General features: G+C 70.8%; 22 protein-coding genes. 1 reads left to right on the forward strand and 21 read right to left on the reverse strand.

Features of this window, described 5'->3' with window-relative positions; all coding sequences use genetic code 11:
• The first annotated feature begins 26 nt into the window (after positions 1-26).
• Positions 27-725, forward strand: a complete 699-nt coding sequence (locus ACFWJ4_RS01665; protein WP_380538223.1) for a hypothetical protein — start codon at positions 27-29, stop codon at positions 723-725.
• 66 nt (positions 726-791) lie between these two features.
• Here the strand turns inward: ACFWJ4_RS01665 and ACFWJ4_RS01670 are convergent, their stop codons facing one another.
• From ACFWJ4_RS01670 to thrB, 21 genes are all read right to left on the reverse strand, one after another.
• Complete coding sequence (locus ACFWJ4_RS01670; protein ID WP_359899948.1) at positions 792-1,364, reverse strand: cob(I)yrinic acid a,c-diamide adenosyltransferase; 573 nt, start codon at positions 1,362-1,364, stop codon at positions 792-794.
• Between the two features lie 136 nt (positions 1,365-1,500).
• Complete coding sequence (locus tag ACFWJ4_RS01675; protein ID WP_359899950.1) at positions 1,501-2,001, reverse strand: DUF2550 domain-containing protein; 501 nt, start codon at positions 1,999-2,001, stop codon at positions 1,501-1,503.
• 148 nt (positions 2,002-2,149) lie between these two features.
• Positions 2,150-2,533, reverse strand: coding sequence for a F0F1 ATP synthase subunit epsilon (locus ACFWJ4_RS01680; RefSeq protein WP_280676020.1), 384 nt, complete (start codon positions 2,531-2,533; stop codon positions 2,150-2,152).
• Positions 2,534-2,719: 186 nt separating this feature from the next.
• Positions 2,720-4,165, reverse strand: coding sequence for a F0F1 ATP synthase subunit beta (atpD, locus tag ACFWJ4_RS01685; protein WP_359899952.1), 1,446 nt, complete (start codon positions 4,163-4,165; stop codon positions 2,720-2,722).
• 2 nt (positions 4,166-4,167) lie between these two features.
• Positions 4,168-5,082 carry a F0F1 ATP synthase subunit gamma gene (locus tag ACFWJ4_RS01690; RefSeq protein WP_359899954.1) on the reverse strand — a complete coding sequence of 305 codons (915 nt, stop codon included), beginning with the start codon at positions 5,080-5,082 and terminating at the stop codon, positions 4,168-4,170.
• A 32-nt stretch (positions 5,083-5,114) separates the two neighbouring features.
• A complete protein-coding gene (atpA, locus tag ACFWJ4_RS01695) occupies positions 5,115-6,689 on the reverse strand; it encodes a F0F1 ATP synthase subunit alpha (RefSeq protein ID WP_359899956.1) in 1,575 nt (524 codons plus the stop codon).
• Between the two features lie 156 nt (positions 6,690-6,845).
• The gene (locus ACFWJ4_RS01700) at positions 6,846-7,661 is read right to left on the reverse strand and encodes a F0F1 ATP synthase subunit delta (RefSeq protein ID WP_380538225.1); all 816 of its coding nucleotides are present in this window, start codon (positions 7,659-7,661) and stop codon (positions 6,846-6,848) included.
• A complete protein-coding gene (locus ACFWJ4_RS01705) occupies positions 7,658-8,218 on the reverse strand; it encodes a F0F1 ATP synthase subunit B (RefSeq protein ID WP_380538227.1) in 561 nt (186 codons plus the stop codon). The genes ACFWJ4_RS01700 and ACFWJ4_RS01705 overlap by 4 nt, the downstream gene beginning before the upstream one ends.
• A gap of 34 nt (positions 8,219-8,252) precedes the next feature.
• Positions 8,253-8,495, reverse strand: a complete 243-nt coding sequence (gene atpE / locus ACFWJ4_RS01710; RefSeq protein ID WP_030302757.1) for an ATP synthase F0 subunit C — start codon at positions 8,493-8,495, stop codon at positions 8,253-8,255.
• Positions 8,496-8,586: 91 nt separating this feature from the next.
• Entirely contained in the window at positions 8,587-9,399 is an 813-nt protein-coding gene (gene atpB, locus ACFWJ4_RS01715; protein ID WP_380538228.1) for a F0F1 ATP synthase subunit A, read from the reverse strand.
• 285 nt (positions 9,400-9,684) lie between these two features.
• On the reverse strand, positions 9,685-10,128 hold the full coding sequence (locus ACFWJ4_RS01720) for a hypothetical protein (RefSeq protein WP_359899964.1): 444 nt from the start codon (positions 10,126-10,128) through the stop codon (positions 9,685-9,687).
• Positions 10,129-10,425: 297 nt separating this feature from the next.
• Positions 10,426-11,715 (reverse strand): MraY family glycosyltransferase, encoded by a 1,290-nt coding sequence (locus ACFWJ4_RS01725; RefSeq protein ID WP_359899966.1) that lies wholly within the window; start codon positions 11,713-11,715, stop codon positions 10,426-10,428.
• Between the two features lie 172 nt (positions 11,716-11,887).
• Positions 11,888-13,168 carry a serine hydroxymethyltransferase gene (gene glyA, locus ACFWJ4_RS01730; protein ID WP_380538230.1) on the reverse strand — a complete coding sequence of 427 codons (1,281 nt, stop codon included), beginning with the start codon at positions 13,166-13,168 and terminating at the stop codon, positions 11,888-11,890.
• 140 nt (positions 13,169-13,308) lie between these two features.
• Complete coding sequence (locus ACFWJ4_RS01735) at positions 13,309-13,950, reverse strand: protein-tyrosine-phosphatase (protein ID WP_355252781.1); 642 nt, start codon at positions 13,948-13,950, stop codon at positions 13,309-13,311.
• A gap of 32 nt (positions 13,951-13,982) precedes the next feature.
• Positions 13,983-14,630, reverse strand: a complete 648-nt coding sequence (locus ACFWJ4_RS01740; RefSeq protein ID WP_359899969.1) for an L-threonylcarbamoyladenylate synthase — start codon at positions 14,628-14,630, stop codon at positions 13,983-13,985.
• Positions 14,631-14,810: 180 nt separating this feature from the next.
• Positions 14,811-15,677 (reverse strand): peptide chain release factor N(5)-glutamine methyltransferase, encoded by an 867-nt coding sequence (gene prmC, locus ACFWJ4_RS01745; RefSeq protein ID WP_359899971.1) that lies wholly within the window; start codon positions 15,675-15,677, stop codon positions 14,811-14,813.
• A gap of 58 nt (positions 15,678-15,735) precedes the next feature.
• Positions 15,736-16,812, reverse strand: a complete 1,077-nt coding sequence (gene prfA / locus ACFWJ4_RS01750) for a peptide chain release factor 1 (RefSeq protein WP_359899973.1) — start codon at positions 16,810-16,812, stop codon at positions 15,736-15,738.
• A 132-nt stretch (positions 16,813-16,944) separates the two neighbouring features.
• Positions 16,945-17,166 carry a 50S ribosomal protein L31 gene (gene rpmE, locus ACFWJ4_RS01755; protein WP_030057539.1) on the reverse strand — a complete coding sequence of 74 codons (222 nt, stop codon included), beginning with the start codon at positions 17,164-17,166 and terminating at the stop codon, positions 16,945-16,947.
• 138 nt (positions 17,167-17,304) lie between these two features.
• On the reverse strand, positions 17,305-18,441 hold the full coding sequence (locus tag ACFWJ4_RS01760) for an LCP family protein (protein ID WP_380538232.1): 1,137 nt from the start codon (positions 18,439-18,441) through the stop codon (positions 17,305-17,307).
• 140 nt (positions 18,442-18,581) lie between these two features.
• Positions 18,582-20,696 (reverse strand): transcription termination factor Rho, encoded by a 2,115-nt coding sequence (gene rho, locus ACFWJ4_RS01765; protein ID WP_380538234.1) that lies wholly within the window; start codon positions 20,694-20,696, stop codon positions 18,582-18,584.
• A gap of 603 nt (positions 20,697-21,299) precedes the next feature.
• On the reverse strand, positions 21,300-22,238 hold the full coding sequence (gene thrB, locus ACFWJ4_RS01770) for a homoserine kinase (RefSeq protein WP_359899979.1): 939 nt from the start codon (positions 22,236-22,238) through the stop codon (positions 21,300-21,302).
• Positions 22,239-22,588: the final 350 nt, after the last annotated feature.

The following is a 22,588-nucleotide window of genomic DNA, read 5'->3' on the forward strand; positions in this document are numbered from 1 at the left end:
CACGAAGGAGCCCGCTACATCGAAAGGTGCAGGCCGGTACGGCACCGCGCGACGACGACAGCGGCACGCCCACCGCACGAGGCTGGAAGCACCACCGAAACGTCCGGGAGCAGAACGTGATCGTCACCCTCATCGTCGCGGCCGAGATCTCCTTCTGGATCCTGCTCGGCCTCGGGCTGACCGCCCGCTACCTCCTCCGGTGGCGCCGCACCAGCACCGCGCTGCTGGTCGGCCTGCCGGTGGTGGACCTCACCCTGTACGCCCTCACCGTCCTCGACCTGCGCGGCGGCGCCACCGCGAGCTGGACGCACGCCCTGGCCGCGAGCTACGCGGGCTTCTCGATCGGCTACGGCCCCTCGCTGGTCCGCTGGGCCGACCGGCACTTCCTGCACCGCTTCGCCGGCGGCCCCAAGCCGCTGCCCTCGCCCAAGTACGGGCCGGAGCGGACCAGGTACGAGTGGCAGATCGCCGGCCGGACCGTCGTGTCCGCCGCGGTCACGCTGAGCCTGATCACCCTGCTCGTCCCGCTCTCCGCGGGCTCCGCCCACTTCGGCACCTTCCTCCAGTGGTACCTCAAGCTGGGCATCGCCGCCGTGGTCAACGTGATCGTGGCCGGCTGCTACTCGCTCTGGCCCAAGCAGCCGCCGGCCGGCGTGACGGTCGAGGACGGCCGGGTCGTCACCGGGAAGACCCTCGCCGGCAGCGCCCCGGCCGACCGGCCCTGAGCCGTCGAGGGCCCGTCCTCGGACTCCCACGGGGGAGCAGTCCGAGGACGGGCCTTCGGCATGTTCCTAGCGGTTCTCGCCCGGGACCCAGAGCACGTCCCCGCGCTCCTTGTTGGCCACCCGGGCCAGGATGAACAGCAGGTCGGACAGCCGGTTGAGGTACTTCGCGGTCAGCGGGTTGACGCTGTCACCGTGCTCCGCGATCGCCGACCAGGTCGAGCGCTCGGCCCGCCGCACCACCGTGCAGGCCAGGTGCAGGTGGGCCGCCCCGGGCGTACCGCCGGGCAGGATGAAGCTGCGCAGCTTCTCCACCCGCGCCAGGTACTCGTCGCAGTCCGTCTCCAGCCGGTCGATGTAGGACTGCAGCACCCGCAGCGGCGGGTACTTCGGGTCCTCCACCACCGGGGTGGACAGGTCGGCGCCGACGTCGAACAGGTCGTTCTGGACCCGGACGAGCACCGCCGTCATGTCCTGCGGCAGCTCACCGACGGCCAGGGCCACGCCGATCGCGGCGTTGGCCTCGTTGGCGTCCGCGTACGCGACCAGTCTCGGATCGGTCTTGCTGGTCCGGCTCATGTCGCCGAGCGCGGTGGTGCCGTCATCGCCGGTACGGGTGTAGATGCGCGTCAGATTGACCATGCGGCCAGAGTAGCCGCCGGGTTAGGCGCCGTTAACCCCGCCTCGGAAGGTCCCCGGGCGTGTCGGCAGGCCGCTGCGCGACATCGACCCTCCCCCGGCCTCCGGCCGGGGGCACCCCCGTCCGGGAGTCCCGTCGCTACGCGACATTCACCCTCTGGCCGGGCGGGGCCGCCTCCAGCCAGGCCAGGAAGCCGGTCAGCGCGTCCTCGCTCATCGCCAGCTCCAGCGGCGAACCGTTGTGCAGGCACCGCAGCACCACCGAGCCGGACAGCAGCGCCAGCTCCTCCTGGCCCTCCGGGTAGCGCCGGCCGAGCACCTCGATCTCCCGGCGCGGCAGCACCTTGCGCGGGCGCGGGGCGTACGAGAAGACCCGGAACCACTCGATCGAGTCACCGCTGTACCGGCCGATACCAAAAACCCACCCCTTGCCGTCGGTCGGGGGGACCGGGGCTGAGGTGGGTTTGCCGTTCTCGTCGAGGTCGGGCTGCGTCGAGGCGTCGGCCGGCATTTTGAGCCGGTAACTGCAGTCGAAGGTGCCGCCGACCCGCTGGATCAGGCGGCGCCGGACGGCGAAGGCCATCAGCCCGATCACACCCAGGGCCACGACCGCCGCACACACCACAAGCGCGAGGACCATGCTCACCCACCTCCTCGCTACCCGCGTTCCCCGTAGCGGTCGTATCAAGCGACCGCGCTGACCTACCAACTACGACGACAGTCCCGGGGTCACGCTCACGCGTCCCCGGGACCGTCGGTCGACCCCGCCAAGCCGGGGTCCGGCGCACTCAGACGTGGGCCTTGAGGCCGCGCGCCGCGAACAGACGGACCTCGGCGCGCCGCTCGGCGTGCTCGTCCAGGTCCGACTTGGCCTTCTCCAGTGCGCGCTCGGCACGCGCGACATCGATCTCGTCCGCCAGCTCGGCGATCTCCGCGAGCAGAGACAGCTTGTTGTCGGCGAAGGAGATGAAGCCGCCGTGCACCGCGGCGATCACGGTGCCGCCGTCCACCGTGCGGATGGTGACCGGACCGGTCTCCAGCACGCTCAGCACCGGGGTGTGGCCCGGCATGATGCCGGTGTCACCGGAGGCCGTACGGGCGACGACGATGGTGGCCGCACCGGACCACACCTTGCGGTCGGCTGCGACCAGCTCGACGTGCAGCTCAGCCAACGTGGGCTCCTAGGCTCATGCAACGCCCGATTACTCGGGAGTTTCGGTAAGAATAACGGCCCCGCGCCTCCGGCATGAAACCGGCGGCACGGATTTGACCGGAATCACAGCCGATGTGCCGCGAGGGGTGGTCCCCAGGCTCGGGGGCCACCCCTCACGGTCACGCACAGCTGCTACCGGCCGCGATTACTTCTTCGCCAGCTCGGCGGCGTTCTTCTCGAGGTCCTCGATGCCACCGCACATGAAGAAGGCCTGCTCCGGGACGGAGTCGTACTTGCCGTCCGCGATCGAGTTGAAGGCCTCGATGGTCTCGGACAGCGGCACGGTCGAACCCTCGACACCGGTGAACTGCTTCGCCACGTAGGTGTTCTGCGAGAGGAAGCGCTCGATGCGGCGGGCACGGTGCACCGTGACCTTGTCCTCCTCGGACAGCTCGTCGATACCGAGGATCGCGATGATGTCCTGGAGGTCCTTGTACTTCTGCAGGATCCCCTTGATACGGATGGCCGTGTCGTAGTGGGTCTGCGCGATGTACCGCGGGTCGAGGATGCGGGACGTGGAGTCCAGCGGGTCGACGGCCGGGTAGATGCCCTTCTCCGAGATCGGGCGCGACAGAACGGTCGTCGCGTCCAGGTGGGCGAAGGTGGTGGCCGGCGCCGGGTCGGTCAGGTCGTCCGCGGGGACGTAGATCGCCTGCATCGAGGTGATCGAGTGACCGCGGGTCGAGGTGATGCGCTCCTGCAGGAGGCCCATCTCGTCGGCCAGGTTCGGCTGGTAGCCCACCGCGGAGGGCATGCGGCCGAGCAGGGTCGACACCTCGGAACCGGCCTGGGTGAACCGGAAGATGTTGTCGATGAAGAGGAGCACGTCCTGCTTCTCGACGTCACGGAAGTACTCCGCCATGGTCAGCGCGGACAGCGCGACGCGCAGACGGGTGCCCGGCGGCTCGTCCATCTGGCCGAAGACCAGCGCGGTCTTGTCCAGAACGCCCGAGTCGACCATCTCGTCGATGAGGTCGTTGCCCTCACGGGTGCGCTCGCCGACACCGGCGAACACCGACACACCACCGAAGTTCTCGGCGACGCGGTAGATCATCTCCTGGATCAGAACGGTCTTGCCGACACCGGCACCACCGAACAGACCGATCTTGCCACCCGTGACGTACGGGGTGAGCAGGTCGATGACCTTGATGCCGGTCTCGAACATCTCGGTCTTGGACTCGAGGTCCTTGAACTCCGGGGCCTTGCGGTGGATCGGCCACCGGACCTGGACCTGCGACTCGAACTCGTCCTTGTCGACGTTCAGCACGTCACCGAGGGCGTTGAACACCTTGCCCTTGGTGATCTGGCCGACCGGGACGGAGATCGCCGCACCGGTGTCGGAGACCTGCGAACCACGGACCAGGCCGTCGGTCGGCTGCATCGAGATGCCGCGGACCATGCCGTCGCCGAGGTGCTGGGCGACCTCGAGGGTCAGGGTCTTCTTGCCCGTGCCGTCGGGGTTGTCCACCTCGACGTGCAGGGCGTTGTACATGTCCGGAATCGCGTCGACGGGGAACTCCACGTCGACGACCGGGCCGATGACCCGCGCGACGCGGCCCGTCGCCGTGGTCGGCTCAACAGTGGTGGTCATACTCATTCGCTCCCGCGGCTAGCGTCGGCGAGGGCGTTGGCACCGCCGACGATCTCGCTGATTTCCTGGGTGATCTCGGCCTGACGGGCCGAGTTGGCAAGCCGCGTGAGCGACTTGATGAGCTCGCCGGCGTTGTCCGTCGCGCTCTTCATCGCGCGGCGGCGGGCGGCGTGCTCGGAAGCGGCCGACTGCAGCAGCGCGTTGTAGATCCGGCTTTCGACGTACCGCGGCAGCAGGGCGTCCAGGACGCCCTCCGCCGACGGCTCGAAGTCGTACAGCGGGAAGATCTCCGACTTGGCCGGCGTCTGGTCGCTGAGCTGGACCTCGTCCAGCTTCAGCGGCAGCAGCCGCGCCTCGACCGCGTTCTGCGTCAGCATCGACACGAACTCGGTGGAAACCAGGTGGAGTTCGTCCACACCGCCGGTCTCGGCCGTGAAGGCCTCGATCAGGTCGGCCGCCACGGTCTTCGCGTCACCGTACGTCGGCTTGTCCGAGAATCCCGTCCACGAGCCCTCGATCGCCAGACCGCGGAACGTGTAGTACGAGACGCCCTTGCGGCCGATGATGTACGCCACCACGTCCTTGCCCTCGGACCGCAGGCGCTCGGCGAGCACCAGCGAAGCCTTGATGGCGTTGGTCGAGTAGCCGCCGGCCAGGCCGCGGTCCGCCGTGATCAGCAGGACCGCCGCGCGCTTGGCGTTCGGGTTCTCGGTGGTGAGCGGGTGCTTGGCGTTGGACCGGGTGGCCACCGCCGTCACCGCCCGGGTGAGCTCATCGGCGTACGGAGTGGAGGCGGCCACCGCGCGCTGCGCCTTGACGATGCGCGACGCGGAGATCATCTCCATCGCCTTGGTGATCTTCTTCGTCGCGGTGACAGAGCGGATCCGGCGCTTGTAGACCCGAAGCTGTGCTCCCATGGGTCGTTACGTCCTTTCCCTCGCTACCGGACTCAGGCCTGCTCGGAGAGCAGCTTGCCGTCAGCGGTCTGGTAACCCTGCTTGAAGGCCTCGATCGCGCTGGTCAGCGCGTCGACGGTGCCGTCGGCCAGCAGACCGGTCTCGACGATGCCGGCGAGCAGGTCCTTGTGCTGCAGGCGGACGTGGTCCAGGAACTCGCGCTCGAAGCGGCGGATCTCGGCGACCGGGACGTCGTCCAGCTTGCCGTTGGTGCCGGCCCAGATGGAGACGACCTGCTCCTCGACCGGGAACGGCTGGTACTGACCCTGCTTCAGCAGCTCGACCATGCGCGCACCGCGCTCCAGCTGGGCCTTGGAGGCCGCGTCCAGGTCGGAACCGAAGGCGGCGAAGGCCTCCAGCTCACGGTACTGGGCGAGGTCCAGACGCAGACGGCCGGCGACCGAGCGCATGGCCTTGATCTGGGCGGAGCCACCGACGCGGGAGACCGAGATACCGACGTTCACGGCCGGGCGGATGCCGGCGTTGAACAGGTCGGACTCCAGGAAGCACTGGCCGTCGGTGATGGAGATGACGTTGGTCGGGATGTACGCCGAGACGTCGTTGGCCTTGGTCTCGATGATCGGCAGACCGGTCATCGAGCCGCCGCCCAGGGCGTCGTTCAGCTTGGCGCAGCGCTCCAGCAGGCGGGAGTGCAGGTAGAAGACGTCACCCGGGTAGGCCTCGCGGCCCGGCGGGCGGCGCAGCAGCAGGGAGACGGAACGGTAGGCCTCGGCCTGCTTCGACAGGTCGTCGAAGATGATCAGGACGTGCTTGCCGTCGTACATCCACTCCTGGCCGATGGCCGAACCGGTGTACGGGGCGAGGTACTTGAAGCCGGCCGGGTCGGAGGCGGGAGCGGCCACGATGGTGGTGTACTCCAGCGCGCCGGCCTCCTCCAGGGCGCCGCGGACGGACGCGATGGTGGAGCCCTTCTGGCCCACGGCGACGTAGATGCAGCGGACCTGCTTCTCCGGGTCGCCCGAGCGCCAGTTGTCGCGCTGGTTGATGATCGTGTCGACGGCCACCGCGGTCTTGCCGGTCTGGCGGTCACCGATGATCAGCTGGCGCTGGCCGCGGCCGATCGGGGTCATCGCGTCGATGGCCTTGATGCCGGTCTGCAGCGGCTGCTTGACCGACTTGCGGGCCATGACGCCGGGGGCCTGCAGCTCAAGGGCACGGCGACCGGTGGCGGCGATGTCGCCCAGGCCGTCGATCGGGTTGCCCAGCGGGTCCACGACGCGGCCGAGGTAGCCGTCGCCGACCGGAACCGAGAGGACCTCGCCGGTGCGGCGCACGGTCTGGCCCTCTTCGATGCCGCCGAACTCACCGAGGACGACGACACCGATCTCGCGGGTGTCGAGGTTCAGCGCGAGGCCGAGCGTGCCGTCCTCGAACTTCAGCAGCTCGTTCGCCATGACCGAGGGCAGGCCCTCGACATGCGCGATGCCGTCCGCCGCGTCAGTGACCGTGCCGACCTCTTCCACAGAAGCGGCGTCCGGCTGGTACGACTGGACAAAGTCGGCCAGCGCGTCCCGGATCTCCTCCGGACGGATCGTAAGCTCCGCCATCAGGCTTCCCTGCTCTCCTAGTTTGCGATCCTCGGCCCGCCATTGAGGGCCGCAAGTATTCGACTCTCGGCCGGGTCTTCCGAACCGGCCGTACGATGTGCCGGCTCCTTGGGGAGCCGGTTTCCCGACCGAGGGTCGGATGTGCTGCTTCGGTGCTCAGCCTTCGAGCGACTGGCGAGCGCCTTCGAGGCGGCTCGACACGGTGCCGTTGATGATCTCGTCGCCGATCTGCACCTGGACGCCGCCGACGACCTCGGGGTCGACGTCGATGTTCAGGTGGACCTGGCGGCCGTACATCCGGCCCAGAGCACCGGACAGGCGCTCCTTCTGGGTGTCCGACAGCGGCACCGCGGTGGTGACCAGGGCCACCACGCGGCCACGGCGTGCGGCGGCGAGCTTCGAGTAGGACTCGAGGCCCTGCTCCAGGCTACGGCCACGCGGCGCGTTGACGAGGGCGGTGACCAGCCGGACGGTGCCGGCGTTGGCGCGGCCGCCGAGCAGCTTCTTGATCAGCTCGGCCTTCGCGACGGCTCCGGCCTTCGGCTCGGTCAGCGCGGCACGCAGCTCGTGCGCGCCGCTCACCACCCGGCCGAAGCGGAAGAGCTCGTCCTCGACGTCGTCCAGGGCGCCGGCCTTGTCCGCGGCGATGATCTCCGCGTACGCGGAGAGCTGCTCGGTCGCGTCCACCAGGTCGCGCGAGCCCGACCAGCGGGAGCGGACCAGGCCGGAGACCAGGTCGACGGCCTCGCCGGAGACCTGGCCGGTCAGCAGCGAGGTGACCAGCTGGGCCTTGTCCTGGCCGGACCGGGACGGGTCCGTCAGGACTCGGCGCAGCGACACCTCACGGTCCAGCACGGCCGTGACGGCGGTGAGCTCCTCGGCGAGCTTGGCCGCGTCCACCGAGGTGGAGTCGGTCAGGCTCTCCAGGTTCTGCCGGCCGGCAGCGAGGGCCTCACGGCTGGCGCCGATCACTTGGCCGCACCCTGAGCAACGGCGGCCTTGGCCTCCAGCTCGTCCAGGAAGCGGTCGATGACGCCGCTCTGCCGGGCGTGGTCCTCCAGGGACTCGCCCACGATGCGGGACGCCAGCTGGGTCGCCAGCGAGCCCACGTCCTGACGCAGGGCGGCAGTGGCCTGCTTCTTGTCCGCCTCGATCTGGGCGTGACCGGCGGCGACGATGGCCTCGCGCTGGCGCTGGCCCTCCTCGCGCATCTCGGCGAGCTGGGCGGCACCCTGCTCGCGAGCCTGCTCGACGATGCGGGCAGCCTCGTGGCGCGCCTCGGCGAGCTCGGCGCGGTACTGCTCAAGCAGGGCCTGGGCCTCCACCTGGGCGGCCTCGGCGCGCTCCATGCCGCCCTCGATCGCGTCCCGGCGCTCCGACAGCACCTTCTCGATGCTGGGGAGGAGCTTCTTGCCGAGCAGACCGAAGACGATGAAGAAGCAGAGCAGGCCGATGATGATCTCGGGCCATGCGGGCAGGAGAGGGTTCATGATCTCCCCCTCCTCCGCGAGGTGAGCCGCGATGGTCATATCTGGACCTTCCTCGAATGGTCTACGGCGGGGATTACTTGGGGCCCTGGCCGAAGACGAACGGCATGACGATGCCGATGAGGGCGAGCGCCTCGGTCAGCGCGAAGCCGATGAACATGTTGGAGCGGATGAGGCCGGCAGCCTCGGGCTGGCGGGCCATGGCCTGGACGCCGTTGCCGAAGATGAGACCGACACCGATGCCGGGGCCGATCGCGGCGAGGCCGTAGCCGATCGAAGCGACGGAACCGTAGACGCCGACCTCAGCGAGCATGCTCATTGCAATGTGTCCTTTGCGGGGATGGTGTACCGGTGGTGATTGGCCACCGGGCGTTCCGGGGGGTGGTTCAGGAGGGCCGTGGGCCCCTGGCTCAGTGCGCCTCTTCCAGGGCACCGGCGATGTAGCTGCTGGCCAGCATCACGAAGATGTAGGCCTGCAGGAACTGGACCAGCAGCTCGAAGCCGGTGAGGCCGACGGCGACGACGAACGAGGCCGAACCGTACAGCGCGCCCAGGGTCGGGCTGAGCAGGTACCAGGAGGCGATGGAGAACATCACGATCAGCAGGTGGCCGGCGAACATGTTCGCGAAGGCTCGGACCGCGAGCGTGAAGGGGCGCACGAAGATGTTCGAGAAGAACTCGATCGGCACCAGGATGAACATGACCCAGCCGGGGATGCCCGAGGGCCAGCAGAGGTTCTTGAGACCGCCGACGAAGCCGTGCTTCTTGAAGGTCAGCGTCATGTAGGTGACCCACACGACCGCGGCCAGGCCGGCCGGGAACGCGATCGCCGCCGTCACCGGGAACTGGGCGAACGGGATGACCGACATGATGTTCAGCAGCCATACGAAGAAGAACATCGAGACCAGCATCGGGACGTACTTCTCGCCCTTTTTGCCGATCGTCTCCAGGACGATGGAGCGCTTGACGAAGTCGTAGCCGATCTCACCGACCAGCTGCAGCTTGCCGGGGACCAGCTTCGGCTTGGCGAAAGCGGCCCAGAAGAACACCACGACCAGCGCTGCGACGATGATCGACAGCAGCATCGGCTTGTTGAACTCGAAGCTACCGATGGAGAAGATCGGCTCGAACTGGAACTCGTTCAGGCCAGGGGCCGGGAAGCCGCAACCAGCGTCCCCGAAGTGGCAACTGCCTGAGGCGAGGGACGTGAGTTCAGCACTCACCACGGACTCCTTCGTCGTGACGCATGGATACGGCAACCTCGGTGTGTCGGCGTGGCCTGCGGCCACGGAGCGGCACTGGAACTTGATGGGTTTCTCGCCGACCCCGCGCGCCGGCGCACAGCACCACAGCGGGATCATCGAAGACTGCGCGGGTCCGGGGGGCGATCGGTCCGCTGTCCGGACAGACCTGGCCTCTTCCCGTACTCCGTTGTTGCGACGGACGATAGCAGCCCGTCAGCGCGGCATAAACACCGCCCCCCTCGTTGGGGGGACAGTTGGGCCTCGTCACTGTTGACGCCCCTTGTCGGAGGGCTTGTCGCCCTTCTTTTCGGAGGCGTCGGGGTCGACGTAGAAGGTCTTGGCCTTGAGCGCACCACGCACCTGGAAGCCCGTCCAGATCAGGGCGCAGCCGAGCAGGGTGAAGGCGAAGGCCTGCCGGTTGAAGAGATCGGTGTTCTTGAAGACCGCGAGCACGATGCCGACCAGCAGGATCTGCGTGGTGTACACCAGCAGCGCCGCGGCCATCATGATCTGCGGGTTCGACCTGGTCAGCCGGTCGAGCGCGAACTGGCCGGAGGCGAAGAAGGCCATCACGAGCAGCGCGCCGAAGAGGGCACCGAGCAGGCCCTTCCCGCCGGCGACGGCGAAGGAGATCGCCATGGCGATGATCCCGGCGGCCGCAGTGGGAATCGCGGCGCCTCGGAGGATCCGGGCGTCGGTGGACGGCATGTCGGCAGCTCCGGCGGCATGTCGATGTGGCGGGGGACGGGCACAGCGGTGGCGGGTGACACCGGACCGAGGCATCGCCGCGGGCCGCCCATCGAAACGGCGGGCCCGGTGAGGGAGACCGACAGGGACGGAAGTCATCCACCTGTCAGGTCTTTCGGCGTGTTCTCGGTACTCGTGAACGGTATCACAAACTATTTGATGAGAGCTTTACCATGAATATGTGGCACCTGTCACACCAACGGCGCAACGGATCCGCCATTCGAGTGAACGCCATCGGATGGACCCTCAACTCCCTTGTCAGTGACGGCCGGTGGCCTTGTGGTGGGGACCGACCGCGGTGGAGCCCACGCCGGAGTCCCGACCGGCTTCACCGAGGAGTTGCTTGTCCTTCGCCGACAGTTCGGCCATCGGACCGCTCTGCTGCCGCCGGTAGCGCGGGGGGACGAAGGACTGCACCGCCCGCGGGGCGCGCGGCCGGAACCGCGGGGTGAGCAGCACCACCAGGCCGACCAGGCAGAGCCCGGCGAGCGTCAGGACGACGGTGCGGCCGGTGTTGGTCACCGAGAAGGCCACCGAACCGAAGGCGATCAGCGCGGCCCAGAAGTACATGATCAGTACGGCGCGGCTGTGCGAGTGACCCACCTGGAGCAACCGGTGGTGGAGGTGGCGCTTGTCCGCGGCGAACGGGGACTGGCCGGCCCAGGTGCGGCGCACCACCGCGAGCAGCAGGTCGGCCAGCGGCAGCGCGATGACCGTCAGCGGCAGCAGCAGCGGGATGTAGATCGGCACCAGGGCGTGCACGGCGGCGGTCTGCGAACCGGTCTCGTTGCTGATCAGGTCCGGGTCGACCCGGCCGGTGATCGAGATCGCGGCGACGGCCAGCATCAGCCCCAGCATCATCGAGCCGGAGTCGCCCATGAAGATCCGCGCGGGGTGCATGTTGTGCGCCAGGAAGCCCAGGCACATGCCGATCAGCAGCACGCTGAACAGCACGGCGGGGGCCGCGTCGGTGATCGTGTAGCCGTACCAGAGCCGGTAGCTGTACAGGAAGAAGGCCATCGCGGCGATGCAGACCATGCCGCCGGCCAGGCCGTCCAGGCCGTCGATGAAGTTCACCGCGTTCACCATGACGACGACCAGGGTGACCGAGATGACCATGCCCTGGGTCGGGCTGACCGCGACCGGGCCGACACCGGGCACCGGGAGGGTGATCACCGTGACGCCCTGCCAGACCATCACGCCGGCGGCGATCATCTGGCCGCCGAGCTTCACCAGCGCGTCCACGCCCCACTTGTCGTCGAGGACCCCGAGCAGGAACATGATCCCGGCGCCGGACAGCAGCGCGCGGATGTCGGTGCCCTGCGAGAACACCTTGCTCAGGTTGTCGAGCTGGGAGGCGACCAGGATGCCCGCGCACAGTCCGCCGAACATCGCGATTCCGCCGAGCCGTGGCGTGGGCTCGCGGTGCACGTCGCGGGCGCGCACCGGCGGCATGGCGCCGGCCGCGATGGCGAACTTCCGGACCGGGCCGGTCAGCAGGTAGGTGACGGCGGCGGTGCAGAACAGCACCAGCAGATACTCACGCACCACTGGCCTCCTGCATCACTGTCGAACGGGGAAGTACCGAAGGTACTCCCCTGCCTTCCCGGGGTTCGAGGTGCGTCGCCACGGCACACACCTTATTGAGTCGGACGCCGGGACCGTGCATCGCGGTTCGCCCTCCCGGGTAGGAGATCCGGATACCCGCGGAGAACCTCCGTCAGCCACGGTCGGCGAAGGCCAGCGCCAGCTCCCGGACCCGCGCCGCGGCGGGGGCGACCGCGCCCCCGGCGAGCACCCGCGCGATCAGCCCGGCGATCTCCGTCAGCTCGGGCTCCCCCATCCCCTGGCTGGTCACCGTGCCCGTGCCCAGCCGGATGCCGGAGGCCTCGGCGGCCGGCGCCGGGTCGTACGGCAGCGCGCACTTGCCGAGCAGCAGCCCGGCCGCCGCGCAGCGCCGCTCGGCCTCCGCTCCGGTCACCCCGAGCGGGCTCACGTCGGCGGTCACCAGATGGGTGTCGGTGCCGCCCGTCAGCGGGCGCATCCCGGCCTCCGCGAGCCCGCCGGCGAGCGCCCGCGCCCCGGACACCGTCCGCTGCGCGTACGCCCGGTACGCGGGCCCGGAGGCCTCCGCGAGGGCCACCGCCTTGCCGGCCACCTCGTTCATCGCCGCGCCGCCCTGGCTGAACGGGAACACCGCCCGGTCGATCCGCTCGGCCAGCTGCGCGGTGCACAGCAGCAGCCCGCCGCGCGGACCGCGCAGGAGCTTGTGGGTGGCCGCCACGGTGACGTCCGCGTACGGCACCGGGGAGGGCGCCACCCCGGCCGCGATCAGCCCGGTGGTCTGCGCGGCGGAGGCGATCAGATAGGCGTCCACCTCGTCGGCGATCTCCCGGAACGCCGCCCAGTCCGGGTGCCGGGGGTATGAGATCGAGCCCGCCACGATGGCCTTGGGGCGGTGCTCCCGGGCCAGGTCGCGGACCTGGTCGAGGTCGATCAGCCCGTCGCTCTCGCGCACGCCGTAGCCGGTGAAGGCGAACCAGCGCCCGGAGAAGTTGGCGCGCGAGCCGCAGCTGAGGTGGCCGCCGTGCTCCAGCGACATCGCCAGCACTCCGTCGCCGGGCCGCAGCAGCGCCGCGTACGCCGCCAGCATCGCCGAAGTCGCCGACCGCGGCTGGACGTTGGCGTGCGGGGCGGCGAACAGCTCACGGGCCCGGTCGATCGCCAGCAGCTCGGCGGCGTCCGCCAGCGCGCAGCCGGTGTGGTGCCGGCGGCCCGGGTAGCCCTCGGCGTACTTGTCGATCAGCGGGCCGGTGAGCGCCGCCAGGACGGCGGGGGTGGTCAGGTTCTCCCCCGCCAGCAGCTGGATCGTTTCGGCGCGCCGCTCGGCCTCCGCGGCCAGCAGGTCGGCCAGCTGCGGATCGGCCCGGTGCAGCGCCTCGGACGCCCAGGGGCGCCCGGTCGTCGTGGTGGGGTCGGTCGCGGCATCGGTGACGGTCATGGCGGGGCTCCCGGGCGCTGCGGGGACTGTGTCACCCAGCGTAGGACCGCCGACCGCGCCCGGCCCGCCGAGCCACGGCCGGACAGCCCCATTCAGCGCCTCGGCGCACGCCCGCGGGCCATCGGCGCGGCGCGGGGACGTCAGCGCGGCGCGGGGACGCCGGTGAGCGCGGTGACCACCGGGTCGACCGCGTGGAATATCTCCTCGCCGCAGTTGCGGAACATGCCGATCGGCGCCCCGTACGGGTCGTCCAGCTCGTCCGACTCCGGGGTGGCGGCCAACAGCCAGCCGCGCAGCGCGGCGGCCGCCCGGACCAGCGCGCGGGCCCGCTCGGTGACATCGGCGCCGCGCCGGGGGTCCGGCAGGGTGCCCGGGTCTATCGTCCGCACCAGGCGGGTGAACTCCTTCAGCGTGAAGGTGCGCAGCCCCGCCTCGTGACCCATCGAGATCACCTGGGCGCGGTGGTCCAGCGTCGCGGTGAGCACCAGGTCGGCCTCGACCACGTGCTCGTCCAGCAGCTCGCGGCCGGTGAAGCCCCCGCTGTCGGCGCCGTACTCGTCGAGCACGGTCGCGGCGTGGTCCTCCATCGGCGCGCCCTCGTGGCCCCAGGTGCCGGCGCTCTCGACCAGGATCCGCCCGGCCACCCGGGGGCTCAGCCGGGTGTCCAGCTCACGCCGGGTCAGCCGCTCGGCGATCGGCGAGCGGCAGATGTTCCCGGTGCAGACGAACAGGATCCGGAAGTGGTCCAGCGGCCTGGGGCCCACGCTCAGGTACGGCGCTATGCCGGGCCCGGCGTGGAGCGAGGCGGTGGGCGTCAACTGCCGGCCTCCAGGTCGGGGACGACCTCCCTCAGCTGCTCGACGCTGATCGCACCGGCCCGCAGCAGGACCGGGACCTTGCCGGTGACGTCGACGATCGACGAGGTGGCGGAGTCCTCGGCCGCCCCGCCGTCCAGGTAGACCGAGATCGCGTCGCCGAGCTGGGCCTGGGCCTCGTCGCAGGTCAGCGGGGGCGTCCCGCCGATCCGGTTGGCGCTGGAGACGGCCAGCGGGCCGGTGGCGTTCAGCAACTCGATGGCGACCGGGTGCAGCGGCATCCGGACCGCGACGGTGCCGCGGGTGTCGCCGAGGTCCCAGCGCAGCGAGGGCTGGTGCCGGGCGACCAGGGTGAGCCCGCCGGGCCAGAAGGCGTCGACCAGCTCCCAGGCCTGCTCGGAGAAGTCGGTGACCAGACCGTGCAGGGTGGTCGGCGAGCCGACCAGCACCGGCGAGGGCGTATTGCGGCCACGGCCCCGGGCGGCCATCAGCTCGGCGACGGCCTCCGGGGAGAAGGCGTCCGCACCGACCCCGTACAGGGTGTCGGTGGGCAGCACGACGAGTTCGCCGCGGCGGACGGCCGAGGCGGCCTCGCGCAGACCGGTGGCGCGGTCCCCGGCATCGGCACAGTCGTAGCGGCGGCTCATCGGTGCGGTCCCCTTCCGGAGTGGCTCATGGCAGTCACTACGGCCGCCACTGTGGTCACAGCGCGGCCTTGCGCGCTGTCGTACAGCGCTTGGTGTTCACGACCCGACCCTCCGGGCGGTCGTACTGCGCCCGATTCTTCACGACCCGACCCTCCGGGCGGTCGTACTGCGCCCGACTGTTCACGACCCGACCCTCCGGGCGGTCGTGAAGCGCGGCCGGTTGTTCAGGTCGCGGTGGTCGGCGGTGTCCGTCCAGCCGTGTTCCTCGTTGAAGATCCACGGCACCTGGCCGCCCTGCTGGTCGGCGTGCTCGATGACCACCGCGCCGCCCGGGCGCAGCAGTCGGGCCGCGACCCGCTCGATGCCGCGGATGGTGTCCAGGCCGTCCTCGCCGGAGAACAGCGACATCTGCGGGTCGTGGTCGCGGGCCTCCGGCGCGACGTACTCCCACTCGGTGAGCGGGATGTACGGCGGGTTGGAGATGACCAGGTCGAAGCGGCCGTCCCAGGAGCGGTCGTCCTCGAAGGCCCTGGTGGCGTCACCGGCGTGCAGGGTGACCCGGGCGCGGTCCGGGCTGGCCTCGATGTTGCGCCGGGTGTACTCCAGCGCGCCCTCGTCCAGTTCGAAGGCGTGCACGGTCGAGCGCGGCAGTTCCTGGGCCAGGGCGAGGGCGATCGCGCCGGAGCCGGAGCACAGGTCCACCACCAGTGGCTCGGCCACGTCCATGTCGCGCACCGCGTCTATCGCCCACTCGACGACCGTCTCGGTCTCCGGCCGGGGCACGAACACCCCGGGGCCGACCTCCAGTTCGAGGTAGCGGAAGAACGCCCGCCCGGTGATGTGCTGGAGCGGCTCGCGCGCCTCGCGGCGGGAGACGGCCTCCCAGTAGCGGGCGTCGAAGTCGGCGTCCTTCACCGTGTGCAGCTGGCTGCGCTTGACGTTGTGGACGTAGGCGGCGAGCTCCTCCGCGTCGAAGCGCGGCGACGGCACGCCGGCCGCGGCCAACCGCTGGGTGGCCTGGGCCACCTCGGCGAGCAGCAGGTTCATCCGTACGACCTCTTGTTTCTCCGGCTCCGGGCGAAACGCGGGCTGGGGCGCGCCGGTCTCAGTTCTCTTGGGCCGCGGCGAGCTTGGCCGCCGCGTCCTTGTCGACGCAGGACTGGATCACCGCGTTCAGGTCGCCGTCCAGGACCTGGTCCAGGTTGTACGCCTTGAATCCGGTGCGGTGGTCCGAGATGCGGTTCTCGGGGTAGTTGTACGTGCGGATCCGCTCGGAGCGGTCCACCGTGCGGACCTGGCTGCGGCGCGCGTCCGAGGCCTCCCGCTCGGCCTCCTCCTGCGCGGCGGCCAGCAGCCGCGAACGCAGGATGCGCATCGCCTGCTCCTTGTTCTGGAGCTGGCTCTTCTCGTTCTGGCAGGACGCCACGATACCGGTCGGCAGGTGGGTGATCCGGACCGCGGAGTCGGTGGTGTTGACCGACTGGCCGCCGGGGCCGGAGGAGCGGTAGACGTCGATCCGCAGGTCGTTGGCGACGATCTCGACCTCGACCTCCTCCGCCTCGGGGGTGACCAGCACGCCCGCCGCGGAGGTGTGGATGCGGCCCTGCGACTCGGTGGCGGGGACGCGCTGCACGCGGTGCACGCCGCCCTCGTACTTCAGCCGGGCCCAGACGCCCTGGCCGGGCTCGGTGCTGCCCTTGGTCTTCACGGCCACCGAGACGTCCTTGTAGCCGCCGAGGTCGGACTCGTTGGAGTCGATGAGCTCGGTCTTCCAGCCGACCCGCTCCGCGAAGCGCAGGTACATCCGGAGCAGGTCGCCGGCGAACAGCGCGGACTCCTCGCCGCCCTCACCCGCCTTGATCTCCAGGATGACGTCCTTGTCGTCGCTCGGGTCGCGCGGCACCAGCAGCAGCCGCAGCTCCTCGGTGAGCTCGTCCCGGCGTGCCTCGGAGTCCTTCACCTCGGCGAGGAACTCCGGGTCCTCGGCGGCGAGTTCGCGCGCGGCCTCGATGTCCTCGCCGGCCTGCCGCCACTGCCGGTAGACCCGGGTGATCGGGGTCAGCTCGGCGTACCGCTTGGCCAGCTTGCGGGCGTTGTTCTGGTCGGCGTGGACGGACGGGTCGGCCAGCCTCGTTTCGAGGTCGGCGTGCTCGACGAGGAGCTCTTCGACTGCCTCGAACATGGGGTGGCCTTCTTCCCGGGGACTCGGAAACGTGTGGGGGGTGGGGAACTCGCGGGGGGACGCGAACGGCGCCGGCCCCCAGCGCCCCCGACAACGAGTACGGGGGCACCGGGAACCGGCGCCGAGGGAGCGCTAGGCCTTCGCGCTGTGCTGCTTGCCGAAGCGGGCCTCGAAGCGGGCCACGCGGCCACCGGTGTCGAGGATCTTCTGCTTGCCGGTGTAGAACGGGTGGCACTGCGAGCAGACCTCGGCGCGGATCTCGCCACTGGTCTCGGTCGAGCGGGTGGTGAACTCGGCACCGCAGGTGCAGGTCACACGGGTGACCACGTACTCGGGGTGAACGTTGGGCTTCAAGGGGTTCTCCTAGGTTTCGGGAGGGCACCGGGTCGGCGGCTGGAGCGCCGCACGTGAACCGGGACCGACGGACCAGTCTGCCAGGACCGGCCGCATCTTCCCAAACCGGGTCGCGTTCCGGGATATTCCGGGCGCCCCTCAGTGCGCCGTTCCGGCCTTCGGGGTGGACTTCGGGGTGGCCTTCCCGGCATCCCGTGCGGCCGTCGAGGGGGCGGCCGTGGGAGCCGCCTGGGCGGGGTTCTCCGGCTGCGCGGAGACGACCGCCGACGGGAACGCCTGGTCGGCCCTGAGCGCCCCCCAGACCTGCCCGGCCTGCGGCTGCTGCTCGACCACCCGGTTCGGGTCGCCGGGGGCCGTCTCCACCGGCAGGGTGACCATGCTCAGCTGGTCCGGGCCTATCCCCTTGAGCTCCTGGGCGAGCCCGACCAGCGAGTTCACCGAGCCGAGCGCGGAGTCGGTGGTGATGCTCCTGGTCACGGTGTCGCCGATCGACCACAGCTTGACCGGGTTGGTGAGCATCCCGTTCCCCCCGACCTGCTGCAGCAGCGACTTCACCATCTGCTTCTGGAGCTCGATCCGGCCGAGGTCGCTGCCGTCGCCGACGCCGTGCCGGGTGCGCACGAAGGCCAGTGCCTGCCGGCCGTCCAGGTGGTGCTCGCCGGGCGGCAGGTCGAGCCCGCTGTCCTTGTCGTGGATGGCCACCGTGGTGGTCACGGTGGCCCCGCCCATCGCGTCCACGACCCGGGCGAAGCCGGCGAAGTCGATCTGCAGGTAGTGGTCCATCCGCAGCCCGGTGAGCTGCTCGGTGGTCTTGACGGCGCAGACCGCGCCGCCGCTCTCGAAGGCGCTGTTGTACATCGCGCGCTTGGCGCCGGGCGCGGTCCGGCCGCTCGGGTCGGTGCAGTCGGGGCGGGTGACCAGGGTGTCGCGCGGGATCGAGACGACCTGGGCGCGGGAGTGGTCCTGGTTGATGTGCACCACCATCGCGGTGTCCGAGCGGGCGGTGTCGCCGGTCTCCCCGCCCGCGATCGAGCCGTTGTCGCCGCCGCGCGAGTCGGAGCCGAGCACCAGGATATTGAAGGAGCCGTCGGTGGCGGCCGGCGGCCGGGCGTCGCCGAGCCGGGCGTCGATGTCGACGCTCTTGATGTTGCCGTTGAGCCTGAACCAGGCGAAGAGGGCCGCGCCGGCGCCGAGGACGACGAGCGCGACGAACGCGCAGGCGGCCGTCCGCAGGACTCTGCGGCGGCGCCCTGGAACCCTCTTGTGTTCGGCCATACGGTCCAGAGTAAATCGGACAACATGATCCAAACGCCCTCAAGTTGTCCCGACTCTGGAACAAACCGGGCCGGACGCACGGAACCCCGGACCGCTCGCGCGATCCGGGGTTCCGTGCGTGGACAACCGTCCGGCTACGGTCAGTCGTTGGAGCCGGGGGTGGTCTTGGCGATCTGCATCAGGAACTCGGCGTTGCTCTTGGTCTGCTTCATCTTGTCCAGGAGCAGCTCGATCGCCTGCTGCGAGTCGAGCGCGTGCAGCACCCGGCGCAGCTTCCAGACGATGGCCAACTCCTCGCTGCCGAGCAGGATCTCCTCCTTGCGGGTGCTGGAGGCGTCCACGTCGACGGCCGGGAAGATGCGCTTGTCCGAGAGCTTCCGGTCGAGCTTGAGCTCCATGTTGCCGGTGCCCTTGAACTCCTCGAAGATCACCTCGTCCATGCGCGAGCCGGTCTCGACCAGCGCGGTGGCCAGGATGGTCAGCGAGCCGCCGTTCTCGATGTTGCGCGCGGCACCGAAGAACTTCTTCGGCGGGTACAGCGCGGTCGAGTCGACACCACCGGACAGGATGCGGCCGGAGGCCGGCGCGGCCAGGTTGTAGGCGCGGCCGAGACGGGTGATCGAGTCCAGCAGGATGACCACGTCGTGGCCCAGCTCGACCAGGCGCTTGGCGCGCTCGATGGCCAGCTCGGCGACGGTGGTGTGGTCCTCGGCCGGGCGGTCGAAGGTCGAGGAGATGACCTCGCCCTTCACCGACCGCTGCATGTCGGTGACCTCTTCCGGACGCTCGTCGACCAGGACGACCATCAGGTGGCACTCGGGGTTGTTGTGGGTGATCGCGTTGGCGACCGCCTGGAGCACCATGGTCTTGCCGGTCTTCGGCGGCGCGACGATCAGACCGCGCTGGCCCTTGCCGATCGGCGACACCAGGTCGATGATCCGGGTGGTCAGCACGCCCGGGTCGGTCTCCAGGCGCAGCCGCTCCTGCGGGTAGAGCGGGGTGAGCTTGTTGAACTCGGGGCGGCCGCGGCCGCTCTCCGGGTCCATGCCGTTGACGGAGTCCAGCCGCACCATGGCGTTGAACTTCTCGCGGCGCTCGCCGTCCTTGGGCTGGCGCACCGCGCCGGTGATGGCGTCACCCTTGCGCAGGCCGTTCTTGCGGACCTGGGCGAGCGAGACGTAGACGTCGTTCTGGCCCGGCAGGTAGCCGGAGGTGCGCACGAACGCGTAGTTGTCGAGGATGTCGAGGATGCCCGCGACCGGGATCAGGACGTCGTCCTCGCCGATCTGCGGCTCGGCGGGGCCGGCCTCGAAGCCGTCGCGGCCGCGACGGCCACGGCGGTCGCGGTAGCGCCCGCGCCGGCCGCGGCGGCCGTCGCCGAACTCGTCGTCCTCGTAGCCGCCCTGCTGGATCTGCGGCTGCTGGGCCTGCTGGGTCTGGCGGCCCTGCTGGTCGGCCTGGCCGCCCTGCTGCTGGCCGCCGCCCTGCTGGGACTGGCGGTCGGTGCGGTCGGTGCGCTCGCGGCGGTTGCGGCGGTCGCGGCGCGACTCGCGGCTGTCGGCGTCCTGGGCCTCGCCGGCCTCCTGACGCTCGGTGCGCTCCGTACGCTCGGTGCGCTCGCCGCCCTCGCGGCGCTCGCGCCGCTCACGGCGGTCGCGACGGCTCTCACGGCCGTCCTCACGGCCCTCGAAGCCGCGGGTCTCGGCCGGGCGGGCCTCGGCCTGCTTCGGCTCGGCGACCGCGACGGTGGCGGCCTCGGCCGGGGCCTCCGCGACCGGGGCGGTGGGCGCGCCGGCGGCCGAGGTGGCCCGGCGGCGGGTGCGCTCGGTACGGGCGGGCGCGGCGGTCTCGGCGGCGGCCTGGACCGGGATCTCGATCTGGGCCTGCGGCTCGGCGGCGGCCGGAGCCTCGGCCGTCTTGGCGGCGGCCTTGGTGCGGCGGGCCGGCTTCTCGGCCGGGGCCTCGGCGTCCGCCTTGGCGGCGGTGCGCTTGGCGGCCGGGGCGGTGCCACCGGCGGCGAGCAGCGGGTCCCCGCCGCTCTTCTCCTTGATGGTCTCGATCAGCTGGCTCTTGCGCATGCGTCCGGTACCGGTGATGCCAAGGTCCGCGGCGAGCTTCTGCAGCTCGGCCAGGACCATGCCGTCCAGGCCCGCGGCGGCGCTGCGGCGGCGCCGGGCCGGGGCAGCGGGGGCGGCGGCTGCGTCCGACGCCTCGGCGTCCGGGCGCGCGCCCATCAGATCGGTGGAGTCGCTCACTAAGGGTCCTTCCCTGGAGCGGACGTCGGCCTGTCTGGCTCGGCGACCGGTTGTGCTGTCCTGACCAACGCTCGACTGCGTCGGTCCGAGGCGGTGATCCCTCGAATGGCGGGAGCCCGTCGAGGGAGAGCTACGTACGAGGTGCGGTGCTTGAAGCACGGTGGTGCTGAGTGGCGCGTGGGCCGGTCGTGTGTCGACCTCCCCTGAGGGCGTAACCCCCACGCTCCCTGCGAATCCCGGGCCCCCGTCGCGTGACGGTGGCCCGCGCTCCGCCCGTCCTGGCCTCAAGGTGGGAGGCCGCGGGTGGGAGTCAGGTGCCGTCACGGCTTCGGGATGCGGCCGCGTGTCGCGCAGGCAGGCTGCGTACGCGCTGCGGTGGGCTCCCGGAGAATCGTCGCCCCGTGCATCGCCGGGACTCCACTGCCGTGGAGTGCTGGGATCGGGACGCGGCGCACCTAGCCCCGGAGGGCACCTGGTGCAGCAATGAGGTTAACACTACCGACCCCCTCAGACATTCCCCAGCCTTGCGCTTGCCAATCGTGTCCGCCGGACCCGGCTCGGCAGGGTGCCGGCGCCGGGTCCCGAGCGGCCCGTTCGGGCTGCTCAGACGTCCAGCGGGAGCACGACGGCCCCGGTGCGGTCGACGTCCAGCCGGTGCGCGGCGAACGCCGGGTCGCCGCCGTGGCCGTGGTGCCCGGCGAAGGAGAGCACCTTGTCGGCGCCCGCCTCGTCGGTCAGCGCCAGGACGGTCGGGCCGGCCCCGGAGATGACCGCGGGGACGCCCTCGGCGCGCAGCGCGCCGACCAGGGCGGCGCTGTCCGGCATCGCGGAGGCGCGGTAGTCCTGGTGCAGCCGGTCCTCGGTGGCGGCGAGGAGCAGCTCGGGGCGCCTGGTCAGCGCCTCCACCAGCAGTGCGGAGCGGCCGGCGTTGACGGCCGCGTCGGCCAGTGGGACGGTCCTCGGCAGCAGTCCGCGCGCGGTCTCGGTGAGCACTTCGCCGGCCGGTACGAACACCACCGGGACGACCTGCTCGGACGGCTCCAGCGCGACCGCCTTGGCCGACTCCTCGTCGGTCCAGGCGATGGTGAAGTTGCCGCGAAGGCAGGCCGCGACGTTGTCCGGGTGGCCCTCCAGCTCGGAGGCGAGGGCCAGCAGCGCGTCGTCGTCCAGCGCGGACGGGCCGCCGATGGTCACGGCGCGGGCGGCCACGATGCCGGCGCAGATGGCGGCCGAGGAGGAGCCGAGGCCGCGGCCGTGCGGTATCCGGTTGGCGCAGACCACTTCGAGGCCCCGCGGCTGGCCGCCGAGCCGGTCGAAGGCGGCGCGCATCGAGCGGACCAGCAGGTGGCGCTCGTCGCGCGGCAGCGTGTCGGAGCCCTCACCGGCGATGTCGACGGAGAGGCCGGAGTCGGCGACCCGGACGACGACGTCGTCGTACAGACCCAGCGCGAGCCCGAAGGCGTCGAAGCCCGGGCCGAGGTTGGCGCTGGTCGCGGGAACCCTGACCCGGACGGCGGCGGCACGGAACGCAGGACCGGCCATGCGGTGGACTCTCCTGGGGAAATCGGGCGGCGCGGAGCGCGTCGTCGGTGCGAGGGTGGGGAACGGACCGCGGCCCCTCGGGGGGCGGGCGGTCGCGACGGTCGGCGCGGCCCGGACCCGCCGGGCCCGGGGCATGTGCCGCACGGCCGAGGCCAGAGTATCGAAGAGAGGTTCCCCAGCGGTACACCCCGTGGGCCTTCGATCTGGTGTGTTGCCGGTTCTGGCCGGAATGCACACCCCCCTCCGTCAAAGGGAGGGGTGGAAACGGATCGCAATGCGCAGCCCAATTGACACAAAAGTGTCAGTCGGGAACTCCGACGGGCCGACCCCCGAAAGGGTCGGCCCGTCGA

The organism is Kitasatospora sp. NPDC127067 (genome assembly GCF_042724755.1).
In the GTDB taxonomy this organism is placed as follows: Bacteria; Actinomycetota; Actinomycetes; order Streptomycetales; family Streptomycetaceae; genus Kitasatospora; species Kitasatospora lactacystinica.